This window comes from Streptomyces sp. NPDC111507, assembly GCF_055638955.1.
In genome coordinates, this window is record NZ_JBVKBU010000003.1 from 1031393 (window position 1) to 1055629 (window position 24237).

Sequence of the window (24237 nt, forward strand, 5' to 3'; positions counted from 1 at the left end):
TGGAGGCACCCGCATGCCCAGCCCGTCCAGACGTACCGTTCTCGCCACCGGATCCGCCCTCGGCGGCACCCTGCTCGCCGGAGGCCTGCCCGCCCCGGCCCGGGCGGCCGATCACGCGGACACCTCCGACCCCTGGCGCACCGTCCTCGACGACGCCGATCTGGTCTGGCAGCGGATGCCGAAGACCTGGTACGAGGGCCCGTACCTCGGCAACGGCTTCCTCGGCTCCGGGATCTACGCCGAACCGGGCGCGGAGACCGGTTCCTTCTCAGCCGTGCGCTTCAACGTCCAGCACTCGCAGGTGCAGGACCACCGCCCCGAGTTCGGCTCCCTCTTCGGCCTCGCCCGTCTGCCCATCGGCTGGTTCACGCTGGAGCCGGTCGGCGCGATCAGGGGTCTGGACTGGCGGCTCGGCCTGCGCGACGCCGAGCTGACCGGCACGCTCACCACGGACAAGGGCACGCTCACGCTCCGCGCCCTGGTGCACAGCTCCCGCTCGGTCCTCGCCGTCGAGGTGACCCCCAGCGAGGGCGAGCGCGACTTCCGCTGGGTCTTCCACCCGGCGGACGCGATCAGCCCGCGCGCCGACTTCAAGCCCCTCCCGGACGGCTACCAGGGCAACCCGCCCGCCGAGGTCGCCACGCACGACGGCGTCTCCACCGCCGTACAGCCCCTGCTGTCGGGTGGACAGCATGTGACGGCGTGGCGGGAGCGGACGCGGGGCAGAACACGATGCCTGTACGTGCATGTCGCGCACTCGTATCCCCGGTCCACGGCGCTGGGCCGGGCGCTCGCCACCGTGCGCGGGGCGTCGGCGCTGCCGTACGACCTGCTGGCCGGAACCCATCGTGCCTGGTGGCACGCCTACTACCGCAAGAGCTTCCTCTCCCTCCCCGACGCGCGCATCCAGCGCTTCTACTGGATCCAGCTCTACAAGGCGGCGTCGGCGGCCCGGCGGGACGCGCCCGTGATGGCGACCAGCGGCCCCTGGCTGGAGTCCACGCCCTGGCCCAACACCTGGTGGAACCTCAACGTCCAACTGGAGTACTGGCTGATCCACGGCTCGAACCATCTCGAACTCGACGCCGTGACCAGGGCGTTGAGCGAGTTCCGGGGCAATCTGTCGAAGGAGGTGTCGGACCGGTACCGCGCCGACTCCCTCGGCATCCCGCGCACCACCGACCCGCAGCTCGTCAACGGCGCTGCGGGCACCCTCACCGGCTACGGCGTCGGCATCCCCGGCCAGGACCCGCCCACTCCCGAGGTCGGCAACCTCACCTGGGCCCTGCACAACGTCTGGCTCAGCTACCGCCACACCATGGACGAGTCGATCCTGCGGGACGTCCTCTTCCCCCTGCTGCGCAAGGCGGTCAACTACTACCTGCACTTCCTGGAGCCGGGCGCGGACGGGAAGTTACACCTGCCCGCCACCTTCTCCCCCGAGTACGGCGGCAACTCGCGCGACTGCAACTACGACCTGATGCTGCTGACCTGGGGCTGCCGAACCCTGCTGGAGTCGGCCGAACTCCTCGGCGTCGACGACGCGTTGGCGCCGCGCTGGCGCGAGGTGCTGGCCAAGCGGGTGCCGTACCCGACCGACGCCAACGGCTTCATGATCGGCGCTGACATCCCCTTCGCGAAGTCCCACCGGCACTACTCGCATCTGCTCGCGGTGTACCCGCTGTACGAGCTGACCGGCCGCACCCCCGACGAACTGGCCCTGATCGAGAAGTCGTTGGCGCACTGGGTGGGTTTCGAGGGCGCTCTCCAGGGCTACACCTTCACGGGCGCCGCCTCGATGTCCGCGCTGCTCGGCAAGGGCGAGGACGCTCTCAAGTACCTCGGCCAGCTCATGACCCGCTTCATCCAGCCCAACACCATGTACAAGGAGTCGGGCCCGGTCATCGAGACCCCGCTGTCGGCCGCCCAGTCCCTGCACGACATGGTCTGCCAGTCCTGGGGCGGCGTCGTCCGGGTCTTCCCCGCCCTGCCCGCCGAGTGGGCGGACCTGACGGTCCACGACTTCCGCACCCAGGGCGCGTTTCTGCTCAGCGCGGTACGCAAGGGCGGCGCGACCCGCTGGGTCCGGCTGGTCAGCGAGGCGGGCGCGCCCTGCGTCGTACGGCACGGCGTCGCGGGCGCGATCGACGTGCGGGACGGGCGGGGACGGCCGCTGCGGTACGAGACGGTGGGTGACGGGACGATCCACGTCGCCCTGCGCCGCGGCGAGTCGGTGCTGATCACCGCGAAGGGCGACCACCCGGACCTGACCGTCACGCCGGTACGGCCGAACGCGGACGCTCCCCGGTGGGGGCTGCCCGCTTAGAGAAAGAGCGTGTCAAGGTCGATGTCGTCGGCCAGCGCCTGCATCCCCGTGTCGTTGAAGTGGAGGTGGTCGCCGGGGTCGTAGGCGGGCAGGATGCGGTGCGGGTCGGCCGGGTCACGGACGACGGCGTCGAAGTCCGCGACCGCGTCGAAGAGTTCGGCGTTGCGGATGAAGGCGTTGACCGTCAGCCGGACCGCCTCACGGGACTCCGTGTAGGCGCTGTATCCGCCGTACGGGGTGATCGTGGCACCGACGACCCGGATCCCGCGGGCGTGGGCGCGCTCCACGATCCGGCGGTACGCGTCCTCGATGGCGAGGGGATCCGTCTGCTCGGGCGTGCCCTTGATGTCGTTGATGCCCTCCAGCACGATCACCGCGCGCACCCCGGCGCGGGAGAGCGCGTCGGCGTCGAGGCGGGTCAGGGCGCTCGGGCCGCCGTTCTCCAGCAGGAGGCGGTTTCCGGAGATCCCCGCGTTGAGGACACCGAGGCGGCGGTGCTCGGGGAGCATGCGCAGACGGGCGGCGAGCAGGTCGGGCCAGCGGTGGTTGGCGCTGGACGTCGAGCCGGTGCCGTCGGTGAGGGAGTCCCCGAGCGCGACCACGCTGCCCGCGGCGGGAGCGCCGAGTACGTCGACCCCGGTCACGTAGTACCAGTTGTCGAGGGTGACGGTGTACGCGGTGCCGGGCTCGTCGGCGGTCCGGTCCCCTTCGCGGGCCAGGAAGTTGGCCTGGAATGCGGAGCGGTGGTAGGTCGCCGGGCCGGAGTCGGCGGGGGTGTGGACCGAGATCAGGAGGTTGGCGTCGGCCGGGATCGGCAGGTCGACCGGGTCGCTGACCATGTCCTGCCCCACGGGAACCGTCACGGACCGGCGGCCGGCGAACGTGGCGACGCGCAGCGACCCCGGGGCGGCGTTCGGGCTCATGGGCCTGCCCCACTCCTGCAACGCGACGGTGACGGCGTCGAGTTGGAGCGGCGCGGCGCCGAGCCGGTTGGAGACGCGGACGCGGGCGGCGCTGCCGCCGACGCTGGTGTGCACGACGTTGCGGATCGAGGCGCCGGGCAGGGCGGGGGCGGTTCCGGAGGGGGCGGTCTCCCAGGTGCCCGTCCAGCGGGCGTGGTCGTCGTCGTGGCCGCGGCCGGTGAGCTGGGTGGACCCCGCATCGGCGCTCGCGGCCGGCGGGACGAGCGCCAGAACGGTCACCAGGGCGGTGAAGAGATGGCGAGCCTTGATCACGCGGGTCATGCGGTATCGCTTCCCTCCCCCCGGGCCGGTCAACGAAAGGTCACACCGTTGGCCGTGCCCACTCACCCGCACCACTGATTCGTAGGACCTATCGTTCGATCGTCCCGAACAGAGCGACGTCCGAACCGCTTTGGGGCGGGAGACCTAGGACCAGGACCCGATGCGGTCCGCGGACGGGCGTGTTTGGCTGCTTCCATGACCGAATTCAGCGAGGCGGAACGCGCCTACCTCACCACGCAGCGGCTGGGTCGGCTGGCCACCGTCGACGCCCACGGGCAGCCGCAGGCGAACCCCGTCGGCTTCTTCCCGCAGGACGACGGGACGATCCTGATCGGCGGTTACGCGATGGGCACCACGAAGAAGTGGCGCAACCTGCGCAAGAACCCGAAGGTGGCGCTCGTCGTCGACGACATCGTCAGCCACCAGCCGTGGAAGGTGCGCGGCATCGACATCCGGGGAGAGGCCGAACTCCTCACCGGCCCCCACGACTTGGGACCGCACTTCAGCGAGGAGCTGATCCGTATCCATCCCCGGCGCATCCACAGCTGGGGCCTGGAGGACTGACCGGAGCCCCGACGGCGCTTGGTAGGGTCACCGACCATGACCGCCACGGAACCCACCGTCCTGGCCACGTCGGGTGGTCACCGCGTCGGCAGCCGCACCTGGCTGACCTTCGACGCGCTCGTCCACCACGCCGTCGAACTGTCGGGCGTGCACGGGCGCCGGCCCCGGGTCATGTACGTCGGTACCGCGATCGGCGACGCCGAGCACTTCGCCGCCCGGATGAGCGAGGCGGCTCGCGTGGCGGGCTTCGACCTGACGCCGCTGCGCCTCTTCCCCATGCCCAACTTCGATGACATCGAGGCGGCGGTGCTGGAGCAGGACGTGGTGTGGGTGATGGGCGGTTCGGTGGCGAACCTGCTCGCCGTATGGCGCGTGCACGGACTGGACGCGATCCTCCGTCGCGCGTGGCAGGCCGGAGTCGTCCTGAGCGGGGTGAGCGCCGGTTCGATCTGCTGGTTCCAGGGCGGCACCACCGACTCCTTCGGCCCCGAACTGCGCCCGCTCACCAACGGTCTCGGCTTCCTGCCGTACGGCAACGGCGTCCACTACGACACCGACCCCGGCCGCCGCCCCCTGATCCACCGGCTCGTCGCCGAGGGCACGCTGCCGCTCAGCCACTGCACCGACGACGGCGTGGGCCTCGTCTACCGCGGCACCGAACTCGTCGAGACCGTCAGCGAGACACCGGGCAAGGGGGCGTACGTCGTCCGGCGGGAGGGGGACCGGGCGGTCGAGGAGCGCATGGAACCGCGCCTGCTCCCGGCACCGCGACACTGACGCTCCCGACGGCCACCGGGGGGGGCTTCACTCCAACTCCCCGGCCGCCCTGAGGTGTTGAACGGCGTACGAGCGCCACGGGCGCCACGCGTCCGGCACATCCACCCCCGGCGGCACCACGTCGGGGTCGCCGAGCGCGCGCGTACGGATCTCGGCGGCGGTAGGGCCGTCCAGCCCCGGCAACGCCAGCAGCGCCTCCTGCGCCTCGTCGCGCTCCGCGCCCGCGTCCAGCCGCAGGGTGCCATCGGCGAGGGCGGCGGTGAGCGCGCCGAGTGGGCCGTCCGGCTCGGCCTCCGCGAGGACGGCCGGCTCCGGGAACACATGGGTGAGCGTGCCGCTCGGGGCGTCCAGCGCCTTCCCGTACCGCCGCACCAGCCGCTCGGCCTCCGCCCGCCCCACCAGTGCGCGCACGGCCAGCTCGTCCGGATCGGCGGCGCCCGGCGAGCGCAGGCCGGGGCGCGCGGCGACCAGCGGGGCCAGCCGGGGATCGGCGCCCAGCCGCTCGTCGACGGCGTACGGATCGGCGTCGAGGTCGAACAGCCGGCGCAGGCGCTGGACGGCGGTGGTGAGGTCGCGCAGGTCGGTGAGGTGGAGCCGGGCGTCGAGCCAGCCGCGCGAGCGCTCGTCCACCGCGACGATTCCGGTGCCGTACGGGAGGCGCAGGGTGCGGCGGTACGTACGACGGCCGGGGGTGCCGTCGATGTCCTCGACCCCCGGGACCGCCTCGTGGGCGAGCAGGTCGAAGACGGCGGCGGACTGGTACGGGCCCCGGTGGGCGAGGCGCAGCGGGATCCCGCCGGTGGGGGTGACGGGGCGCCGGGCTCCGGTCCCGCCCCTCGGCGTGGCGGCCGCGCGCAGATCGCTCGGCGTCGAGGCGTACACCGCGCGGATCGTGTCGTTGAACTGCCGGACGCTGGCGAACCCGGCCGCGAACGCGATCTCCGTGATCGGCAGGCCGGTGGTCTGGAGCAGGACGCGGGCGGTGTGGGCGCGCTGGGCGCGGGCGAGGGCGACGGGGCCCGCGCCGACCTCCGCGGTGAGCTGCCGCTGCACCTGGCGGGCGCTGTATCCGAGCCGGACGGCGAGCCCTCCGACCCCCTCCCGGTCGACCACGCCATCCCCGATGAGCCGCATGGCGCGCCCTACGACGTCGGCCCGCACGTTCCACTCCACGGAGCCGGGTACGGCGTCCGGGCGGCATCTGCGGCAGGCCCGGAAGCCCGAGCTCTGCGCCGCGGCGGCCGTCATGTAGTACCGCACGTTCTGCCGCTTCGGCGTCACCGCCGGGCAGCTGGGCCGGCAGTAGATCCCGGTCGTCTCCACCGCGAAGAAGAACTCCCCGTCAAACCGGGCGTCCCTGCTCCGCACCGCCTCGTACCTGGTCTCCGCGTCCATCACACCTACCAGTCTGCGCCGCCCCCACTCCATCGACTGGCGGCTTTCAGACACAGCGCTCAACCCAGAACCTGATCCCGCGACCAAGCGACCCGGCCGGCCGGGGAATGCGGGGCGAAGCCCCCGCCTCAGCGGCGCGGGAAACTGCGCGCCCAGCCCCCACCGGCCGGCGGCCGAAGACCCCACCCAGGGGGGCCTGGGGCGCAGCCCCGGGCCCCCGTTCCGCGCAGGCTCAGTGCCAACGACCCCGTTTGGCGTCCATCGCCGCCCTCCCCTCCGCCCCCTTCCGCTTCCAGTCCCGTCGAATCTCCGCCCGCACCCGCGCATCCGTCTTCGCGACGATCCGCTGGTTCTCCCGCAGCAGCTTGCGATAGCTGGCGAGGCGGCGTTCGGGAAGGACACCGGAGTCGACGGCGGCGAGCACCGCGCAGCCGGGCTCCGCTTCGTGCGCGCAGTCGTGGAAGCGACAGTCGGCGGCCAGCTCCTCGATCTCGGAGAAGACCTGCCCGACGCCGGTCTCGGCGTCCCAGAGGCCGACCCCGCGCAGTCCGGGCGTGTCGATGAGGACACCCCCGCCGGGGAGGGCGAGAAGGTTGCGGGTCGTCGTGGTGTGGCGGCCCTTGCCGTCCACGTCACGCGCGGCCCGTACGTCCATCACGTCCTCGCCGATCAGTGCGTTGGCGAGGGTCGACTTGCCCGCGCCGGACTGTCCGAGGAGGACGGACGTGCCGCCCGACAGCACCGCCGCGAGTACGTCCAGGCCCTCCCCGGCGCTGGAGCTGACCGGCAGCACCGGGACCCCGGGCGCCGTCTTCTCGACGTCCTGGACAAGGTGTCCGAGCGTCGCCGCGTCGGGCACGAGGTCGGCCTTGGTGAGGACGACCAGGGGTTGCGCACCGGACTCCCAGGCCAGCGCGAGGAATCGTTCGACGCGGCCGAGGTCGAGTTCCAGGGCGAGGGACACCGCGACGACGGCGTAGTCGACGTTGGCCGCGAGGATCTGCCCCTCGGAGCGCTTGGAGGAGGTGGAGCGTACGAAGGCGGTACGGCGCGGCAGATACGTGCGCACGTAGCGCGGGTTGCCCGCGGGTTCGACGGCGACCCAGTCCCCGGTGCACACGACCCGCATCGGATCGTTCGGCGTCACGAACGCGGTGTCCGCGCGCAGCACCCCGTCGGTGGTGACCACGTCGCACTGACCGCGGTCGACCCGGATCACCCGCCCGGCCAGCAGCCCTTCGGTGGCGTACGGGGCGAACTCGTCCGCCCAGACGTCGTCCCAGCCGTAGGGAACGAGCGCGGCGAACGGTGAAGAGGGGAAAGCGAGAAAAGCGGAAGTCAAGGGAGACCCTTCACAAGGGCGGCCCCGGCACGCGCGCTCCGGCGCGGAGAGAAGAGGAAGGTCAGCCGGTGGCCACGGAGGTGGACTTGATGAACTTCTGGATGCGGGCAGCGCCCATCTCGAAGACAGCCATCGGTCACACCTCCCAAGCCAGAAACCAAGCCACCAGCGGCAACCCCAGGTCGCCGCTCGAACAGTACCGACTGTAGAGATACACGGACCGCGGCGCCATCGAATTACCGCGCACCCGACGGCGATCCCGGGCCGGGCTGCCCGGTGGTCCGTGGAAGTGCCTGTTCGGCCCAGATCACCTTGCCCTGAGGGGTGTACCGGGTACCCCAGCGCTCGGCCATCTGCGACACCAGGAACAGGCCCCGGCCTCCCTCGTCCATGGTCGCCGCGTACCGCAGATGCGGCGAGGTGCTGCTGCTGTCGGCCACCTCGCAGATGAGCGTACGGTCGTGGATCAGCCGTACGTGGATCGGCTCGGAGCCGTAGCGGATGGCGTTGGTGATGAGCTCGCTCAGGATGAGTTCCATGCTGAAGCCGAGCTCGGACAGGCCCCACTCGTCGAGCTTCTGGGACACGGTCTCGCGCATCCCGGCGACGGCCGCCGGGTCGAGCGGCACGTCCCAGTCGGCGATCCGGTCGGACGGCAGCCCCCGGGTGCGGGCGATGAGCAGGGCGACGTCGTCCTTGGGGCGCCCGGGCAGCAGTTCGTCCAGCACGGCCTGGCAGCTCTCCTCGGGCGACCGGTCGGGGTGCCCCGCCAGCGCGTCGCGCAGCAGTTCCATGCCCACGTCCAGGTCGCGTCTGCGGTCCTCGATGAGGCCGTCCGTGTACAGGACGAGCTGGGCGCCCTCCTCGATGTCCAGTTCGGCGGTCTGGAACGGCAGGCCGCCCAGGCCGAGCGGAGGTCCGGTCGGTACGTCCACGAAGCTGACGGTTCCGTCGGGGTGGACGAGCGCGGGCTCCAGGTGGCCCGCCCGTGCCATGACGCAGCGACGCGTCACGGGGTCGTAGATCGCGTACAGGCAGGTGGCGCCCACGACGCCCGCGGCACTGTCCGTGCCCTGCTCGTCCTGGTCGATGCGGCCGACCAGGTCGTCGAGATGGCTCAGCAGCTCGTCGGGGGGCAGATCGAGGGTGGAGAAGTTGTGCACCGCGGTCCGCAGCCGCCCCATCGTGGCGGCCGCGTGCAGACCGTGGCCGACCACGTCGCCGACGGCCAGCGCCACCCGGCTCCCCGGCAGGGGAATCACGTCGAACCAGTCCCCGCTCACGCCCGACTGGGCGGGCAGGTAGCGGTAGCCGACGTCGAGGGCGCTCTGCTCGGGCAGGGCCCGCGGCAGCAGGCTGCGCTGGAGGGTGACCGCCACCGCGTGCTCGCGGGTGTAGCGGCGGGCGTTGTCGATGCTGACAGCGGCGCGGGCCACCAGTTCCTCCGCCAGCGACAGTTCCTCCTCGTCGAAGGGCTCGTGCTGCTTGGCGCGCCAGAAGTTGGCCACGCCCAGCACGACACCGCCGGCCTGGATCGGGGCGGCGATGAGGGAGTGGATGCCGTAGTCGACGATCTCCTTGGTGCGCTCCGGGTCCTGCGCGTGCCAGCCCACGGCGGTCGACAGGTCGGTCACCAGTTCGGAGCGGCCGCTGCCGTAGCCGCGCGCCTGGGGCGTGGAGGGCACGAAGTCGATCAGCCGGCCCCTTTCGTAGAGCGGATGGTCGTTCCGCAGGCCGCACACGGCGATGCGTCGCAGGTCCGTCGCCGTGGGGGCCGGCTCCTCGCCGTGCAGCACGGCGTCGGCCAGGTCGACGGTGACGAAGTCGGCGAAGCGGGGAACGGCGACCCGCGCCAGCTCGTCGGCGGTGCGCCGTACGTCCAGGGTGGTGCCGACGCCGAGTCCGGCGTCGTACAGCAGCTTGAGCCGTTCCCGTGCGACCTCCGCCCTGCCGGTGACCGCCTGGAGCTCGGTCGAGTCGCGCAGCGTCACGACCGTTCCCTCGATGCCTCCGTCGCGCCCCGTGGGCCGCTGGTTGACCGCCAGCAGCCGCTCCCCTGCGAAGTGCACCTCGTCGGTGGCCTCGCGCCCGGAGACGAGCAGCTCCACCGTCCCGGGGTCGAGGTTCGACAGCTCCGACACGAGTCGTCCCTCGGCGTCGGGGGGCAGCTCCAGCAGCCGTCTGGCCTCGTCGTTCGCCAGCAGCAGCCGCCCGTCGCCGGCGACGATGAGCACTCCTTCGCGTACGGAGTGCAGCACCGTGTCGTGATGGTCGTACATGCGGGTCATCTCTTCCGGGGCCAGGCTGTGGGTCTGTCGGCGCAGCCGCCTGCCCACCAGTGCCGTCACCCCGGTGGACACCACGAGTGCCCCGGCCCCGGCGCCCAGGATGATCGGTAGTTGACGGTCCACCTGGTTGGTCACGTTCTTGACCTTCAGACCGGCCGACACCAGGCCCACCACCTTGTCCCCGGTGTCCTTGACGGGGACGGTGGCCTGCACCTCCTGGCCGAGCGGCCCGTGCACGCTCTCCGTGTAGACCTGCCCCGCCAGCGACGGCCCGATGGTGCCCACGAACCGCTTGCCGATCAGGCCCGGTATGGGGTGGGTGTAGCGGATGCCCTTGGTGTTCATGACCACGATGAAGTCGACCCCGGCGGCCCTGCGGGCCGCCTCGGTGAGTGGCTGGAGGATCTTGCTCGGGTCGGGGCTCTTCAGTGCCGCCACGATCCCGGGAGCGTGCGCGAAGGTCTCCGCCGTGGCTATGGAGCGGCGCTTGGCCTCGGCGGTGGTGTCCCGCTCCGACTGGAGGGCAAGGGCGAACACACCGCAGGCCACGAGCAGCACGACCAGGGCCACCTGAAGAACGAACACCTGCCCGGCTACGCTTCGCGGGCTTCTGCTGACCAGTGGCCTGAGTGAGAAGCGTCGAAAACCGGCGAAACGATTCGCCATGTGACCTTTCTAGCACTGGTGATCCCGAGCGGCCATGGCCCACCCGTGACCCATGATCGCCCGGGGACGCGCCCACCCGCCGAGGGCGGCGGCACGAGCGCGAGCGGTGGCATCTCTCCGCTGTACCGTCTCCGGAGACGATCACCGGGAGGGGCGGGATGACGAATGATCTCCGGTTCGGTTGGGAACTGAGCGGCACCGGCTGGGCGACTTGCCGCATCGCGGACAGCTCTTCGGAGTGGCAGAGCCTCGTCAGCTACTGCACCGATGCCCTGGCCGACCTGCTCCATGGTGTCGCGGGCCTCTACGGCACCTTCGCCGTCCAGCGCTTCTCCTTCGACCTCGAACCGGCCGAAGTCAGGTGGGTCCTGAGAAGCAGGGGCTCGGACGTCGATATCGCGATCTATCGGTTTCCCGACATGTCCACGAGCTTGGACGTGCCCGACCGAGAAGGCACACCCTCCTGGACCTCCACGCAGACCCGCGGCCTCCTCGGGCACGTCGTCATGGAGGCCGCTCAGTCGGTGCTTCGGCTCCACGGTGAGGACGGCTATCTGACGAAGTGGCTTCAGCACCCGTTCCCCGTCGCCGCCCTGCAGGACCTCCGTCGACTGCACCTCCAGCACGACGGGTGTGAACGCGAGCACGATGTGGCGTTTCCCTAGCCTGGACACGCATGGACACACCTGGACACACTCGAACATACATGGGTTTACAGGACGATCAGGACGATGGTGATGAGCACGGCGATCACGGCGAAGCCGACTCCCATCACGCAGCCCGGGTTGTTCGTCAGGTCGGAGAGCCGGGACAGGAGGGTGGGGGGTCTCGGCGGGGTGGAGGAGGGCTCCGGGGCCGTCGCGGGGGCCGGGACGGTGTAGGGCGGCTGGGAGGCGGACAGCGGCTGCGGAGCGGAGAGCGTCTGCGGGGTGGAGGGGGCTCGCTCGCCCCGGCTGAGCACGTCGCGCAGGATCTGCTGCCACAGGACCGGCGGCAGGTCGGGGACCTGGCCGTTCGCCGGGGCGATGATGCTCTGGCGGAGCCAGTTGCCCCCGGTGGGGTGGCTGTCGCGGGTCATGCGGTGGAGCAGCTCACGCAGATCGCGCAGATAGCGCTCTTCCCGGGCCAGCGGGGCGACGGCCCAGGTGAAGAGGTCGGCAGCCCGGGTGACCATGGCCGTCCTGGAAACGGGTTCCGGGCCCTGTCCGTACGGCGTGAAGTACAGGCCGTTGTGGAGCACCTCCGCACACAGGTCGTGCCGCATCTCCGGTCGGCGCTCCTGGAGCCGGTGCTCGTTGCCCAGCTCGTCGAGCAGGAGTTCCACGGACTCCGGTGGCAGATCGGCGGAGCGCAGCTCGCCCAGGAGCAACTCGTCGGGCAGGGTGCGCAGACGCGCCGCCAGGAGGCTACGTTGCATGTGGTTCTGGCGCCGATGGTCACGGAGGTCCTCGTGGAGCCCGTACGCCTCCTGGGCGGGAGTCCGGACCGGCGCCTGGACCGGCGTCCGCAGCGGGCGCGGAGGGGCCATGGGGAGAGGATCCTCGGGTGCCGGGGCCGCGTAGGTGTCCGGATACGGGTCGGCGTACGAGTCCGGATGCGGGTCCGAGTACACGTCCGGGTGTGGGTCGAGGTGCGCGTCGAGGTACGCGTACGGCTTCGGGAGCAGCGGCGGGGGCGGGGTCTCGGCCCGTTCCCGGCCCTCGTCCCACACGTCCCCCTCGTCCCCCTCCCCGACCGGACCTGGTTCCGCGGAGCGGGGCGCGGGTGCCGGCGTGTCGGTGCGCGTGCCGGTCCGGCGGTCGGTGCTGAGGATCTCGCGCAGCAGGACGCGCCGCCGCGCCCACTCCAGCCCCGCTCCGCCGGCGAGCTCATCGACCAGCTGGGGCACCCCGGCGGCGGCGTCGGGATGCGCGAGGAGGTGATCCAGGAGGTGGTCCACCAGTCGGGCGGCCGCCTGGTGCTCGAAGTGGGGGGTGACCCGACGGCCCGTGACCCGGGCCAGCGGACCGGCCCCGCCCGCGTCCGGCTCCCAGTGCGGGACACACGTGAGACGCAGCTGATGGGTGTCCACCGTGTCGTGGGTGGCGAACGTCCACTCCTGCCCCAGCCAGCGCCCGAAGAGCAGGAACAGCCCCAGATACACCACCGGCACGGTGTCCTGGTCCGGCCAGCCGGGCTGCCCCTTCTCCTCCGCGAGCAACGACACCCGCTGCGCCGGATCGCGCAGCCACTCCGCGGCGACCAGGATCAGCGCGTGCTTGACCGCCGGCAGCAGCTCCAGCATGGCCGGGAGCCGCTTGCGCGCCACCGCGTCGAGCTTGGCGCACTCGATCACGCGCAGGCCTCCGGAGGCCTTCTCGGCGGACTCCCGGTTGCCCCAGCCGCCGTAGGAGAGGCCGAGGCACTGGCGGGTCTTCAGGGTCCCGGGGTCACCGATCAGAACGTGGCTGATCGTGCTGGGCCGGCCACCGCGGTCGGTGGTGGGCCAGCGCTGGACGAGCATGACGTCGCCGTCGTGGGACAGGGTGCGTACGACGCTCTGCCGTGCGGCGGCCGTACCGGACACCCACAGCAGCGGGCCCAGCTCCCGGCCCAGTTCCTCGGCGCGTTCGGCCGGGCACGAGTGGGCGACGGCCTTCATGCCGGTGCCCTGACGGCCCTGGTTGCCGTCCCACCGGAAGACGACCTGGTGCACCGAGCCCCCGGCGCCGCCACCGCCCGGCCCGTGCGCGCCGGCCTGCTCCCCGTGGGCGGCCGGACCCCTCCGCTCCCGGAAGTCGCTCACTCGATCCTGGAAGTCGCTCGCTCGATCTTGGAAGTCGCTCGCTCGATCTTGGAAGTCGCTCACTTCGCCTCACCTCGCGCGGATCCCGCGGCTCCCGCCGCTCCCCCGGTTCGTCCGGCCCTCGCCGACGGCACCGCCTCGAACGCGGGCGCCTCTCCCACGGCGAACGCCTCGGCGCCGCCCGGCACTTCGACCATCCCATGCAGCGCCAGCAGCGCCAGCAGCGGCTCCAGCACCCGCCGGGGCCCCGCCCCCGCCGGATAGCGGCCCTGGTCCTCCTGGCCGCCGGTGGCCGACGCGACATGCAGGGTGCACCGGCGGATCGCGTCGAAGGGGCGCAGCCAGGCCGGGCCGGCGTGCTGCCGCAGCAGCCCGTACACGTCCCGGCTCTCCTCACGCGTCCGTTCGGGGTCGAGTGAGGTGGCCGGTGCCCGGCCCAGCCACCGGTCGACGGGCGGCTGGAACCGCAGGAGGTCCGCCTTGCCGAGCACCATCGCGGCGGCCACGTCCAGATACGGTCCGTTCTTCGGCAGCCGGTCGAGGACGGTGCCGAAGGCGAGGTCGCCGTCCCGGTTCACCTCGACACCCCAGCGTTCCCTGGCGTGGTCCAGATGCGGCAGCGGAAGGGCCAGCGCCGGGTCGACGACGAAGATCAGGGCGTCGATCCCGAGCAGGAAGCGCAGCGCGGCGTCGGTCCGTACGAGGTCCTCGCCGCCGAGGTCGAAGAAGGCGACCGGGCGTACCTGCCCGTGGGCGTCGGTGATGAGGAGGGACTCCACGAAACGCGCGAAGCCGTCCAGGCCGAGGGCGCCGGTGTGGTCGAGGACCTTGCCGTTGCGCAGCGGCTGCACCCGTTCGCGTACGAATCTCGCGTGCTGCTCCGGGTTGACGGACTGCCACTTCAGGCCGAACGGCTCCAGGCCGCCGTCGGTGATCTCCGCGATCATCTGGGTCAGCAGATGGCTCTTGCCGGTGGACGACTGGCCGACCATCGCGACGGTCAGCGGGCGGCCGTAGGTGAGGTAGGGCACGGGGATGAAGTGCTCGGGGAAGTCCCGGTCCGCGGTGCACTTCTGGACGGCACCGCGCATGACGTCCTGGCGGCGCAGGGCGTTGCCGATCGTCGAGACGTCCAGCGGCTTGTACTGCATCCTGCTGTCGGTGACGAAGAGCGAGGCGAGGTCGAGCTGGATGTGCTCCAGGCAGTACGGGCACAGCACCTGGCCGTCGCTGCTGCGCCCGGCCGGTGCACCGGGCCCCTGGTGGGTGACGGGCGCCTGCCGCTTGAGGTGCAGCGCCTGCTCGAACGCCTCCCGGTGCGCGCGGGTCTCGTCGGCGGGCACGGTGAGCGTGACGCGCCGGGCGGCCCCCGGCGCCAGCAGGTCGAGCAGGTGCGCGGGGGTCGGCCGGTCGGCCGCCAGCGGGGCGAAGGCGCCCCGCAACGTCTCGGCGAGCACCCGGTGTTCGCCGAGGTCGGTGGGTGCCCGGTCACCGGGGCCTGGCCGGCCGGTCACCAGCTGGTAGAGCACCTGGGCGGCGCTCCACACCGCGTCCCGGGGGTCGACGAGCCCCTCGCCCCTGCGCTGCTCGGGCGAGCAGAAGGGCGCCCGGCCCCACCGGGTCCTCGGCCGTCCGGTACGGGCCGCCCCCTCCAGTCCCCAGAGCTGGACCGAGGCGCCGTCCCAGAGCACGGTCGCGGGCGAGATGCCCCGCAGCACCAACTCCTGGCTGTCCAGCAGGCACAGGGCGAGCATCAGGTCGCGGGTGAGGACCCGTTGGTCGGTCGCGGACATCACATGGGTACGCGCGAGGGCGGCGCCGCGCGGCGCGGCGTACAGCAGGAACGGCTCGGCCGCGTCCAGCTCGTAGCCGACGATCCTCGGGAAGAGCGCCGTGTACTCCGTGTCGTCGAGGGCCCGGTGCAGGTGCAGGGCGGTGCCCGCCTCCGCGTCGAGCAGGGCGCGCGCGGCCGGGTTGGCCGCGTCGGCGGCGTTCAGGCGGACCTGGACGCACTGCTGCCCCTCGTCGTCGAGCAGTCCGTTGCGGATCAGCTGGGGCAGCAGCGGATCGCGGCGGGACTCGGGGCCGAAGCGGACGGGGGCGACCCGGCGGCGGCCCGAGGGGACGGTGAACGCGAGCGTCTTCCAGCGAGGACCGTCCGGCTCCGTCAGGCGGGGTTGCGAGGTGCTGGTCACCAGCGGTTGCCGTCCTCTCGGTCGTACGGGTGCGCCGGGCCGGTATGCGGGGTGCGGGTCACCAGCTGTCGCCGTCCTCACGGTCGTACGTGTTCTCACGGTCGTACGCGTCCGCGCCGTCGTACGGGTCGAGCCCGTCGGCCGGGGAGTTCTGGCGGGAGCGAACGGTGTCCACCACGCCCATCCGCAGCGGGGTGAGCCGGACCAGGCCGGCGTAGCGTCCCGAGGAGGTCCACAGCGTCTGCTCCGGTGGTACGCAGCCGGTGGTCCGCCAGGTCTTCTCGACCTCGTCGCGCACGGCCTGAGGAGCGAACCTGATCCACACCGCGGCCGCCGGGTCCCGGCTGAGCAGCGTTCCCTGCTCGGGTGAGGAGAGCTGGACCACGGCCTGCCGGTCCGCCTCCGTGCCGACCAGGTCGGCCACCCGGCGCGGGTCGGTGCCCAGCAGATTCGCCGATCCGGCCCGGGTGCGGTGGTCGGCGGCGAACGGGGGCGGGGCCAGTACGCCGTTGTGCTGGAGGTGGCGGCGGGCCGTCGAGAGCAGGTCGCGGACCCGTTCCTCGGTGCGCCGGACGGCGAGGGCGCCCGCCTGCCCGCGCTCGACGGCACCCCAGTACGGCTCCATCGCCACCATCGCGGCGTCCGTCAGATCACCGGCCAGGGCGGCGACGAGTTCCGGTCCGCCCTCACCGTTCTCGCGGTCCAGCCAGCGCGGAACCCCCGCGGTGCGCTCCGCCCACGGGTCGGCGGGCCCCGCGGACTCCGCGAACTCACCCCGCGCGCCGGGCTCGCCGGGCTCGCTCCAGGAAGCCCCGTCCTGCCAGGCGTACGCGCTCGCCCAGTCGCTGTCCCCGTCGTCGGGCACCGCGAACGCGTCCGTCTCCAGGACCGAGGCACTGGCCAGCCAGTCGTCCGCGTCGAGCGGCTCGGGGCCGGACGCGCCGGTGACCGTGGGCCGCTCGGGCTCGGGCACCGCCTCGGCCGCCGCGGCGGCGGCCGTCGCCCGCAGCATGCCGGCGACGGACCGGGCGGCGTCGGCGCAGTGCAGGCGCTCCTCGACGGCCCAGTGTTCACGGACCGCCTCGGCCAACAGGGTGTCGAGGCCGTCCAGGGCCCCCCGCAACGCGGCGGTGGCGTGGAAGGCCGCCCAGGAGTCGATCGCGGCGCGCCACAGCCGGCGTGCCGTCTCCACCGCGACACCGAGGCCCACCAGGAGACCGACGGCGCTCAGCCAGAGCGGGGGCTCGACCGCGTACGCCACCGCCACACCGGCCGCGGCGCCACCGAGTGCCGCGGCCCGGGGACCCCAGCCCCAGCGGCCCGGGCGTCCCGCGCCCCGCAGCCTGGCCGCGCCGAGCAGCGCCACCGCGAGGAAGACCAGCGGGACGGCGATCGCCAGCGCCGCCAGCGGCCCCCGCCACAGGCCGCCGAGCAGCCCCGCCACGGCCGCCGCGGGCAGCGCGCCGCGCCCCGTGGCCACGATGCCGTTCCCCACGACGGGCCGCCGGGACACCGCTTCGGTGGCGTGGTCGGCGAGTTTGCGCACCAGTGCCGAACCCGGTACGGGCTCCACCCGCCCGGCGAGGCCGGTGAAGCGCTGGGCCACGGACCGCAGGGCGAGCCCCTGTCCCAGCAGCTTTCCGGCGAACTCCCGCAGTCCCTCCCCGATCCGCTCCCCCATGCCCTCGGCCGAGGGCACCCGCAGACCGAGGGCCCCGAGCCGGGCCGCCGTCTCTGCGGCGGACGACGCCGTACCTGAGCCGCCGCCGCGCAGGGCCGTGCCGACGAGGTCCCGGTACTCGCCGAGCGCCTGGTGCGCCTGGTCGAGGTCCGCCTCGAACGCCTGCCTGCGGGAGGCCCACAACAGCCCGGGCAGGGACCGCAGTCCGGCCAGCGCGTCCTCGGCGTAGTCGAGTGCCTGTACGCAGGCGGCGTATGTGCTGTCCGCCACGCCGCCCGGCTCCCGGTGCCGTTGGTCGCGGCCGCCCCGGCCCGCCACCAGACTCCGAAGCGGCTCCGGCAGATCGGCGCCGGAGGAGGCGGTCACCAGCAGGTCGGGGGCGAGTTCCGTGTCCTCCCCCGCGAACCTGAGGAGCGCGTCGCGCCAGGCCCGGTCGCGCACCTCGAGGGGCAGGTCCTGCTCCAGCAGCCGCACGCCGGGCGCGGCGACGGCGTCGGGCAGCGTCCCGAGGCCGTCGAGGACCCTCAGGTAGACGTCCGGGACCGACAGCACGTCCACCAGGACGGCGAGCGCCTCCGGGGCGTCGGGCTCGGGCTGTTCCAGCGCCGTGCGCGCGGAGCGCAGATCGCCCGCCCACAGCAGGGCGGTGCCCGAGGCCCGCAGCACCGCGGGCCGTACCAGGCGCCGGTCGGGCTGGAAGGCCTCGTCCTCGCCCGCGTACGAACCGGGTGCGCTGCCCACCAGCAGGACCAGGATCCTGACCTCGCCCACGGCCCGGTAGGCGGTGAGCAGTTCGTACTGCCGCTGGTGGTCGGTCAGCCCGGCGGGGGTGTCGACCACCAGGAACAGCGGGTCGTCGGGTTCGGGCAGCCCGGCCCGGCCCAACTGCCGGGCGACACTGGCCCGCAGGGCCTTGGCGGTGTCGAGTTCCGCCGCGCCGCTGCGCAGGTCCAGCTGGATGACGGTGCCGAGATCTTCGGACGTCTTCACTCCGGGTCACCGTCCCAGGGGTTGCGGCGGGGGCGTTCGCGCTCGCCGTCGTCGCCGTACGGGCCGGGGTCATCGGGCTCGTCCCAGGGCACCGAGGGCCGGTCGGCGCCGCCGGAACGCCCGTTGACGCGGTCGCTCCGATCACCGCGATCGCCCCGCTCATCGCGACCGGCCCGATCACCGCGCTCGGCGTCGTACCTGTCGTCGTACCCGGCGTCGTAGTCGTCCACGGACGCGCGGCGCGGACGTTCCTCCGTGCCGCTCGGGTGCTTGTCGAAGGAGGCGCGCGGTGCGGTGCCCCAGTCGTCGTCATCGGGCACGGCACGCCGGGGTTCGGGGAACTCCTTGCGCACGCGCGGCGCGGGAGTTCCGCCGCGTACGTGCTCCAGCAGCGTGCGCAGCGTCGGCTGGACGGCACGCTGGTCCCCGAATTCGGTGTCCAGCGCGGCCGGCAGTGTCTTCGCCCAGAACTCCCACAGCGGGCGCACCCAGCCCTCGACCCGCTCGCCGCCGCGCTCCCGGCGCTCGGCCAGCAGTTCCAGCTGGCGCGGGGCGGTCTTCTCGACGAGTTCGACGAAGAGGGGATGGGGTTCGCTCACGCTCCTGGCGAGACCGAGCGGCTGGGCCCCCATCAGTTTGCTGCAGTAGTCCTCCACGGTCCGTTCGTCGTCGAGGACGGTCCAGCGTTCGTACGACCGCAGCAGCTCCGCCCAGCTCGACACGCCGCCGGGGAAGTCCCCCAGCCGCAGCCGGACGCCGGGCACATGGGGGCCCTTCTCGGGGAACAGCCGCAGCCTCAGCCGTTCCGGCGACGCCGGGTCGCCGTCCACCACGTCGACCTGGCCGTTCCACATGCAGCACAGCAGCCGGTGCAGGATGACGCGGCGGTCCTCCTCGCTGCTCACCATCCAGCTGTCCCGGTAGCCGAGCCGCTGCCGCCAGCGCAGTACGTCCTGGGCCTGTTCGGAGTCCTTCGCCCTGGCCCACTGGCGCAGCACCTTGCGGGCCTCGGGGACCTGGGTGAGGCTCATCTCGCTGCGGAAGAGGACCACGGTGACGGAGTCGCTCTCCACTCCGCGGTACTCCACGGAGTTCTTGGCGTCGGACGGCAGCCGCAGCGCCTTGCCGAGGTACTCCTGCACCTCCTCCACGGCCTGCACCCGCGGGTGGGTGACCAGGACCCGCAGCGGTCCGGTGCCCTCCGGGGTGAAGCCCACCGGCAGCAGCCCGGTCAGCTTGCGGCCGAACAGGTCGAGCGCCTCCTTGCTGACCTGGTCGGCGGCGTCCGCGTCGCCCGCCGCGGCGGCCAGCAGGGTGCCCATGGCCGGCAGCAGCGGGCGTTCCTCCAGGTGTTCGCCGCTCTCCGCGAACAGCCGGGTGATACGGCCCTCCAGCTGTGCCTTGACGACCGCGACCGCGTTGTCCGGATTGCGGCGGCTGAGGGTGTGGACCTCACGCCAGGTGTCCCCGTCGATCATCCTGAGCAGGAGCGCGGCCTCGTCGTCGTTCTCGCGCATTCCCTCCCTGCGGATCAGCCGGGTGACGACGTCCTCGTAGAAGTGGTTGAGGGTGCGCTGCGGCGGCAGCAGATACGAGATCCCGGTGCGGTCCTCGTACAGTTCGAGGCCCTTCTGCGCGGAGATCTTGCGTTCCTGGTCGGAGTGTTTGCGGAAGGCGTTGACCAGGCGTCCGAGGTCGGCCCCGGCCGTGTTGGCGGGCGGCTGCCACTGCTGCTGCTGTTCCCGCCAGGCCTCGTGCCACACGGTCCGGCTGCGCCACTGGTACCAGAGGTCCTGCTCCTGGAGGGCTGCCTGCACGTCGTCGTCGCCCCAGCGGGCCGGTGACATACCGGCCAGCCTGCCCTTGATCCTGGGGGTCTTGGGCGGCTGGTCGGTCACGCCCGGCGGGCGCTGGGGGGCGCGGGAGCGGCTGTCGAGCATGCCGAGGAAGCCGAGCCGGGCGATCGGTTCGTCGCTGTCCGGGACGCCTCTGACGATGCGTTCGGCGAGGAAGGGGTCCACGGTCTGGAGGAGTTTGTCGATGGCGGGGCGCGGGGCGAAACGGTCGGCCATCGAGGCGGCCTGGCGGTCGGCGATGGACTGGAGGTCGGACAGCAGCCGCTGCATGTCCGTGAGCCGTTCGCCGAGCGCCTGCTCGATGGCCTTGCCGCCGCGCGGCAGCGGATCGGGTTCCGGGACGGCCAACTGGGCGCGTTCCCACAGCTCTTCGAGGTGGGAGTCGGCGAACAGCTGCCGGATCAGCGGCACCGCGTTGTCGCGCAGCGCGGTACGGGGCCGCTCCACGAGATCGGTGACCGCCTCCCGCAGCAGGCGGCCCGCCACCAGGTCGGCCAGTTGGTCCATGGGGGCGGTCATGGAGGCCACCAGGCTGGTGGAGACGCCCTGCCGGCCGATGCCGGTGGGGGACACGGCGCTGCGGTGCACGCCCCGGTTGATGAAGCTCGCGGCGAAGGTCTGGAAGTCGTCGTCGGTCGCCGTCGCCCGGCCCCGGGGGCGGCTGTCGCCCAGTTCGGTGCCGATCAGCGACATCACCAGGGAGACGATGGAGCGGCGCAGGTCGTCCTGGCGGATGCCGGCGGTCGGGCTGAACAGGAAGGCCGTGGGCAGGATGCCGGTGCGCAGCCGGATCGGTGTCGTGCCCGGGTAGCGGATGCCGAGCCCGGAGTCGAGGTCGAGGTCCAGGTCGCCGATCTCCGTTCCCTCGCTCGGCGCGTTCTGCGCGTCGACCAGCCGGAACAGGTCGACCAGCGCGCGGGCCGCGTTGAGCTCCGCCTCCCGTCCGCCGCCGCCCGCCGAGGAGAACGAGGACGGCATCACGACCAGCGGGTAGATCTTCACCCCGTCGAAGCGGCGCAGCTGGAAGGCGTGGTTGATCAGGTGCAGATAGTCCAGGAAGATCCCGGCGCCGGTGCCTCCGGCCACCGAGAACGCGACGAACACGTCGCAGCCGTTGACCTTGCCGCCGCCGAGCTCGGCCAGTTCACCGGCGGACTTGGCGATGGCGTCGATCGCCTGGAGCAGCGGTTCGAGGACCGGGGCGAGGCTGTGCCGGAGCGTGGCGAACAGGGCGGCCCGTCCGACGGTGGGCAGTTGGCCCGCGCCGTTGTGCAGCGGGGTGACCTTCGGTTCGTCGGTGCGCGGCGGCAGCCAGTCGGCGACCTCGTCGCGCAGGCTCGCCCTGAGCATCTTGGTCAGTTCGGGTGACGCGTCGAAGTTCGGCAGCAGGTTGTGGGTGGCCCGGGAGGTACGGGAGTACGCGGCCCGCAGCGAGGGGTCCACGTTGAACTGGGGCAGCCGCTGGAGGTCGGACTCGCTGTAGTCGGCGTAGACGAACTGGAGGCAGTCGGGCAGCTGGTAGGGGGCGTGTCCGCTGAGGTGGCTGAGCGCGACGCCGTCCGGTCCGCACAGCTCGGCGCGCAGTTTGCGTTCAAGTTCGGCGCCGACCAGGCCACCGGTGCCGCCCAGGCCGACGAAGAGCATCGGCTGGAAGATCTTCATGGGTTTCCTCCCCGCTTGCGGCCGCCCTGGCGGCCGGTTCGTGCTCGGTACGTCCGTGGAGTGCGCGCGGCACGGCGGCCGGGCCGCGGTGCGGTGCGCGGGGGCGGCCCGGTGACGCGTCGGGCCGCCCGTGGCGTCACAGGTACGACCCGTACGAGCTCCCGCTCTCGCCGGTACCGGTCGCGGAGGTGGTGGAGCCCGCGGTCGTCCGCGCGGAGGGCCGCGGCCGGCGGACCTTCGAGGCGCGGGTGTCCTCGCCGAGGGCCAGGCTCAGCGTGTCGGTCAGCTGGACCTGGCCGCGGGCGGGCAGCGGGGTCCGGCCGCCGCCGCGCTTGCGCAGCACCGCTCCGCCCTCGGGGCTGCGCTGGACGGCGTACGGGCCGTGGGCGCGCCGTTCGATGCGGGGGCTGCGGTGGGGTTCGACGACGGCGAACTCGTACCACTGCTTGTGTCCATGTCCTGCGAGGTGCTCGCCGAGCACGTCGCCCTCCGCGGAGACCAGCCGCAGCACCAGGCCGAACGGGTCCCTGCGGGTGCGGCGTTGGCGCAGCCAGGCGAGGACCGCCACGGTGGCCAGCGCGATCAGCGCGGCGGCGGACATGAACGCCCACCAGTACTTCGCCCAGATGCCCGGCTCGGGTGTCACCCGCACCGAGAGCGGGGTGCGCACCAGTGTCCGGTCGTGGTCGGTGGTGTCCACGACGGTGACCGTGCCGCCGAGTTGCAGTCCGCTGTCGCCGAGGCGGTCGCCGAAGACGTCGCGGGGGGCGACCTCGACCGTGACCTTCCGGGTGCCGGACTCGCCGGGCTTCACCTGGATCTCGGCCGGGGTGACGGTGAGCAGTCCGGACTTGAGGTCGGCGACGGACAGCCGCAGGGTGTGCGCGGTGTCGCTGGTGTTGTGGACGGCCAGCGTGCCGGTGACCGTGGAGCCGGGGTGGGTGTGCGCGGTGGGCAGTTCGAGCGCGGTGGTGACGGGCAGTGCGCCGGGGGCGATCTCGCCGCCCTCGCTGCGGGTGTCGGCGCTCAGCCCCGAGGCCGTCAGCGTCCCGCTCACCTTCAGTGCCCCGTCGGCGCTCTTGGGGATCTTCACGGAACCGGTGAAGGAGCCGTCGCTCGCCTTGGAGTCGGGCCCCTGGCCGTCGTCGGTGAGGCGCAGCGCCAGCGGGTCGAAGCCGGAGCCGGTCAGTTCACTGCGGACGCGCAGCCCCTCGTAGTCGCGTGCGTCCTTGATCTCGTAGCCCTCGCGGGTCTGCAGGCGCATGGTCACCGTGACCTTGTCGCCGGCCTGCGGGGACGGCGGGTCCATGGTGATGGCGCCGCGCAACTCGCCCTGCCACAGCACGCTGACCGCGACGGGCAGGGAGCGGTGGCCCTCCGGCGCCTCGGCCTTCACGCGCCAGGTGCCGGGCACCGGATCGACGATCTTCAGCGCCTCCACGGTGCCGCTGCCGCCGGCCAGCTCGAAGCCCGACTTGCGGTACGTCCCCGTGGTGGGGACCTGGTGGCCGTTGGGGTCGAAGTAGGTGATCTTCACCTGGGGGTCGCCCTTGTCGACGACGATGCTGCCCACGGTCGCCAGCGGTGAGATGCCGATCTCCAGGGTGGCGGGGGGCCGCTTGCTGGGGCCCTGTTCGTGGCGCAGGCAGTGGGCAGCGGCGAAGATCTTCTCCAGCATGGGGCCGACGTCCTTGGCCCCGGAGACCTTGCCCGCGCTCGGGCGGGCGGAGGGCAGTTCGACGCAGCCCTTCTGGTATCCGCCGGCGGCGATCCGGTCGAGCTGCGCCTTGTCCGGGTCGGATCCGAAGCCGAGCGGCCAGATCTGTACGTGCTGTGCGGCGGCGTTCTTCAGCTCCTGCGTCAGCTGCTGTTCGCCCTCGTCCTTGCGGTGCGCGGGGTCGCCGTACTTGGGGCTGTCCTGGACGTCCAGCTTTCCGTCGGTGAGCAGGAACAGCACGCGGGGCTGGGAGGGGTCGGTGCCGGTGATGAGGTCGTGGACTCCCTGGCGTATCGCGCTCGGGAAGTCGGTGCCGGTGCCCTCGTTCTTCGTGCGGCCGCGCAGCTTGCCGACGCAGGTGCCGATCGTCTCGCGGCCCGCCGCGTCCAGCGTGGTACGCGGGCAGACCGGGTCCACCGCGCGCTGGACGTCGGACTCGGCGGCGGCGAAACCGAAGACGGTGGCGTGGGAGGAAGAGGAGACGTCGCCGAGCGCGATGCGTGCGGCGGCGGCCTTCTCGGCCTTCATGTCCTCGGGCGCGAGGCTGGCGGACTCGTCCACGGCGATGGAGTAGTTGACCGCCGGGAAGGCGGGTTCGGAATCCGCCGCCGCCACCGGATCATGACCGGCGGGTGCCAGCAGGGACACGAGCACCGCCAATCCGCCGAGCGCGCCGACCGCGCGGCGGCGCACCCGGCCCCTTCCTGTCTGCCGTCTTCCCGTGATGCTTTCCACGGCCGTCCCCCTGG

At 72.6% G+C, this 24237-nt stretch carries 13 protein-coding genes; 4 read left to right on the plus strand and 9 right to left on the minus strand.

What is annotated here, in order from left to right; translation table 11 throughout:
* Positions 1-13: 13 nt before the first annotated feature.
* Entirely contained in the window at positions 14-2326 is a 2313-nt protein-coding gene (locus ACZ7M2_RS17230) for a glycosyl hydrolase family 95 catalytic domain-containing protein (RefSeq protein WP_471595926.1), read from the plus strand.
* Here ACZ7M2_RS17230 and ACZ7M2_RS17235 read toward each other — a convergent pair.
* Positions 2323-3570 (minus strand): SGNH/GDSL hydrolase family protein, encoded by a 1248-nt coding sequence (locus ACZ7M2_RS17235; RefSeq protein ID WP_471595927.1) that lies wholly within the window; start codon positions 3568-3570, stop codon positions 2323-2325. The genes ACZ7M2_RS17230 and ACZ7M2_RS17235 overlap by 4 nt on opposite strands.
* 195 nt (positions 3571-3765) lie before the next feature.
* On the opposite strand from ACZ7M2_RS17235, the gene ACZ7M2_RS17240 reads away from it, so the two are divergent.
* Positions 3766-4134 carry a PPOX class F420-dependent oxidoreductase gene (locus ACZ7M2_RS17240; RefSeq protein ID WP_075031088.1) on the plus strand — a complete coding sequence of 123 codons (369 nt, stop codon included), beginning with the start codon at positions 3766-3768 and terminating at the stop codon, positions 4132-4134.
* 36 nt (positions 4135-4170) lie between these two features.
* On the plus strand, positions 4171-4911 hold the full coding sequence (locus tag ACZ7M2_RS17245; protein ID WP_471595928.1) for a Type 1 glutamine amidotransferase-like domain-containing protein: 741 nt from the start codon (positions 4171-4173) through the stop codon (positions 4909-4911).
* Positions 4912-4938: 27 nt separating this feature from the next.
* Here ACZ7M2_RS17245 and ACZ7M2_RS17250 read toward each other — a convergent pair whose 3' ends face one another.
* The 3 genes from ACZ7M2_RS17250 to ACZ7M2_RS17260 form a co-directional block, all read right to left on the minus strand.
* Positions 4939-6306 (minus strand): bifunctional transcriptional activator/DNA repair enzyme AdaA, encoded by a 1368-nt coding sequence (locus ACZ7M2_RS17250; protein ID WP_471596041.1) that lies wholly within the window; start codon positions 6304-6306, stop codon positions 4939-4941.
* 232 nt (positions 6307-6538) lie between these two features.
* Positions 6539-7648, minus strand: coding sequence for a ribosome small subunit-dependent GTPase A (gene rsgA / locus ACZ7M2_RS17255; protein ID WP_470056505.1), 1110 nt, complete (start codon positions 7646-7648; stop codon positions 6539-6541).
* 236 nt (positions 7649-7884) lie between these two features.
* Positions 7885-10602, minus strand: coding sequence for a SpoIIE family protein phosphatase (locus tag ACZ7M2_RS17260; RefSeq protein ID WP_471595929.1), 2718 nt, complete (start codon positions 10600-10602; stop codon positions 7885-7887).
* A 158-nt stretch (positions 10603-10760) separates the two neighbouring features.
* On the opposite strand from ACZ7M2_RS17260, the gene ACZ7M2_RS17265 reads away from it, so the two are divergent.
* On the plus strand, positions 10761-11267 hold the full coding sequence (locus ACZ7M2_RS17265; protein WP_471595930.1) for a hypothetical protein: 507 nt from the start codon (positions 10761-10763) through the stop codon (positions 11265-11267).
* 47 nt (positions 11268-11314) lie between these two features.
* Here the strand turns inward: ACZ7M2_RS17265 and ACZ7M2_RS17270 are convergent, their stop codons facing one another.
* The 5 genes from ACZ7M2_RS17270 to ACZ7M2_RS17290 all read right to left on the minus strand — a co-directional run bounded on the left by ACZ7M2_RS17270 (position 11315) and on the right by ACZ7M2_RS17290 (position 24181).
* The gene (locus tag ACZ7M2_RS17270) at positions 11315-13450 is read right to left on the minus strand and encodes a hypothetical protein (protein ID WP_471595931.1); all 2136 of its coding nucleotides are present in this window, start codon (positions 13448-13450) and stop codon (positions 11315-11317) included.
* Positions 13447-15582 carry a hypothetical protein gene (locus ACZ7M2_RS17275; RefSeq protein WP_471595932.1) on the minus strand — a complete coding sequence of 712 codons (2136 nt, stop codon included), beginning with the start codon at positions 15580-15582 and terminating at the stop codon, positions 13447-13449. Before ACZ7M2_RS17275 ends, ACZ7M2_RS17270 begins: the two co-directional genes overlap by 4 nt.
* Before the next feature lie 58 nt (positions 15583-15640).
* On the minus strand, positions 15641-18253 hold the full coding sequence (locus tag ACZ7M2_RS17280; protein ID WP_471595933.1) for a hypothetical protein: 2613 nt from the start codon (positions 18251-18253) through the stop codon (positions 15641-15643).
* A complete protein-coding gene (locus tag ACZ7M2_RS17285) occupies positions 18250-21771 on the minus strand; it encodes a tubulin-like doman-containing protein (RefSeq protein WP_471595934.1) in 3522 nt (1173 codons plus the stop codon). The genes ACZ7M2_RS17280 and ACZ7M2_RS17285 overlap by 4 nt, the downstream gene beginning before the upstream one ends.
* Before the next feature lie 136 nt (positions 21772-21907).
* Positions 21908-24181: a VWA domain-containing protein gene (locus ACZ7M2_RS17290; RefSeq protein ID WP_471595935.1), complete on the minus strand. Its 2274-nt coding sequence runs from the start codon at positions 24179-24181 to the stop codon at positions 21908-21910.
* Positions 24182-24237 lie beyond the last annotated feature (56 nt).

Bases quoted from the DNA above. Each gene is read 5' to 3' on its own strand.
- ACZ7M2_RS17230 (WP_471595926.1), top strand. From the start codon at position 14: ATGCCCAGCCCGTCCAGACGTACCGTTCTCGCCACCGGATCCGCCCTC.
- ACZ7M2_RS17235 (WP_471595927.1), bottom strand. From the start codon at position 3,570: ATGACCCGCGTGATCAAGGCTCGCCATCTCTTCACCGCCCTGGTGACC.
- ACZ7M2_RS17240 (WP_075031088.1), top strand. From the start codon at position 3,766: ATGACCGAATTCAGCGAGGCGGAACGCGCCTACCTCACCACGCAGCGG.
- ACZ7M2_RS17245 (WP_471595928.1), top strand. From the start codon at position 4,171: ATGACCGCCACGGAACCCACCGTCCTGGCCACGTCGGGTGGTCACCGC.
- ACZ7M2_RS17250 (WP_471596041.1), bottom strand. From the start codon at position 6,306: ATGGACGCGGAGACCAGGTACGAGGCGGTGCGGAGCAGGGACGCCCGG.
- ACZ7M2_RS17260 (WP_471595929.1), bottom strand. From the start codon at position 10,602: ATGGCGAATCGTTTCGCCGGTTTTCGACGCTTCTCACTCAGGCCACTG.
- ACZ7M2_RS17265 (WP_471595930.1), top strand. From the start codon at position 10,761: ATGACGAATGATCTCCGGTTCGGTTGGGAACTGAGCGGCACCGGCTGG.
- ACZ7M2_RS17285 (WP_471595934.1), bottom strand. From the start codon at position 21,771: ATGAAGATCTTCCAGCCGATGCTCTTCGTCGGCCTGGGCGGCACCGGT.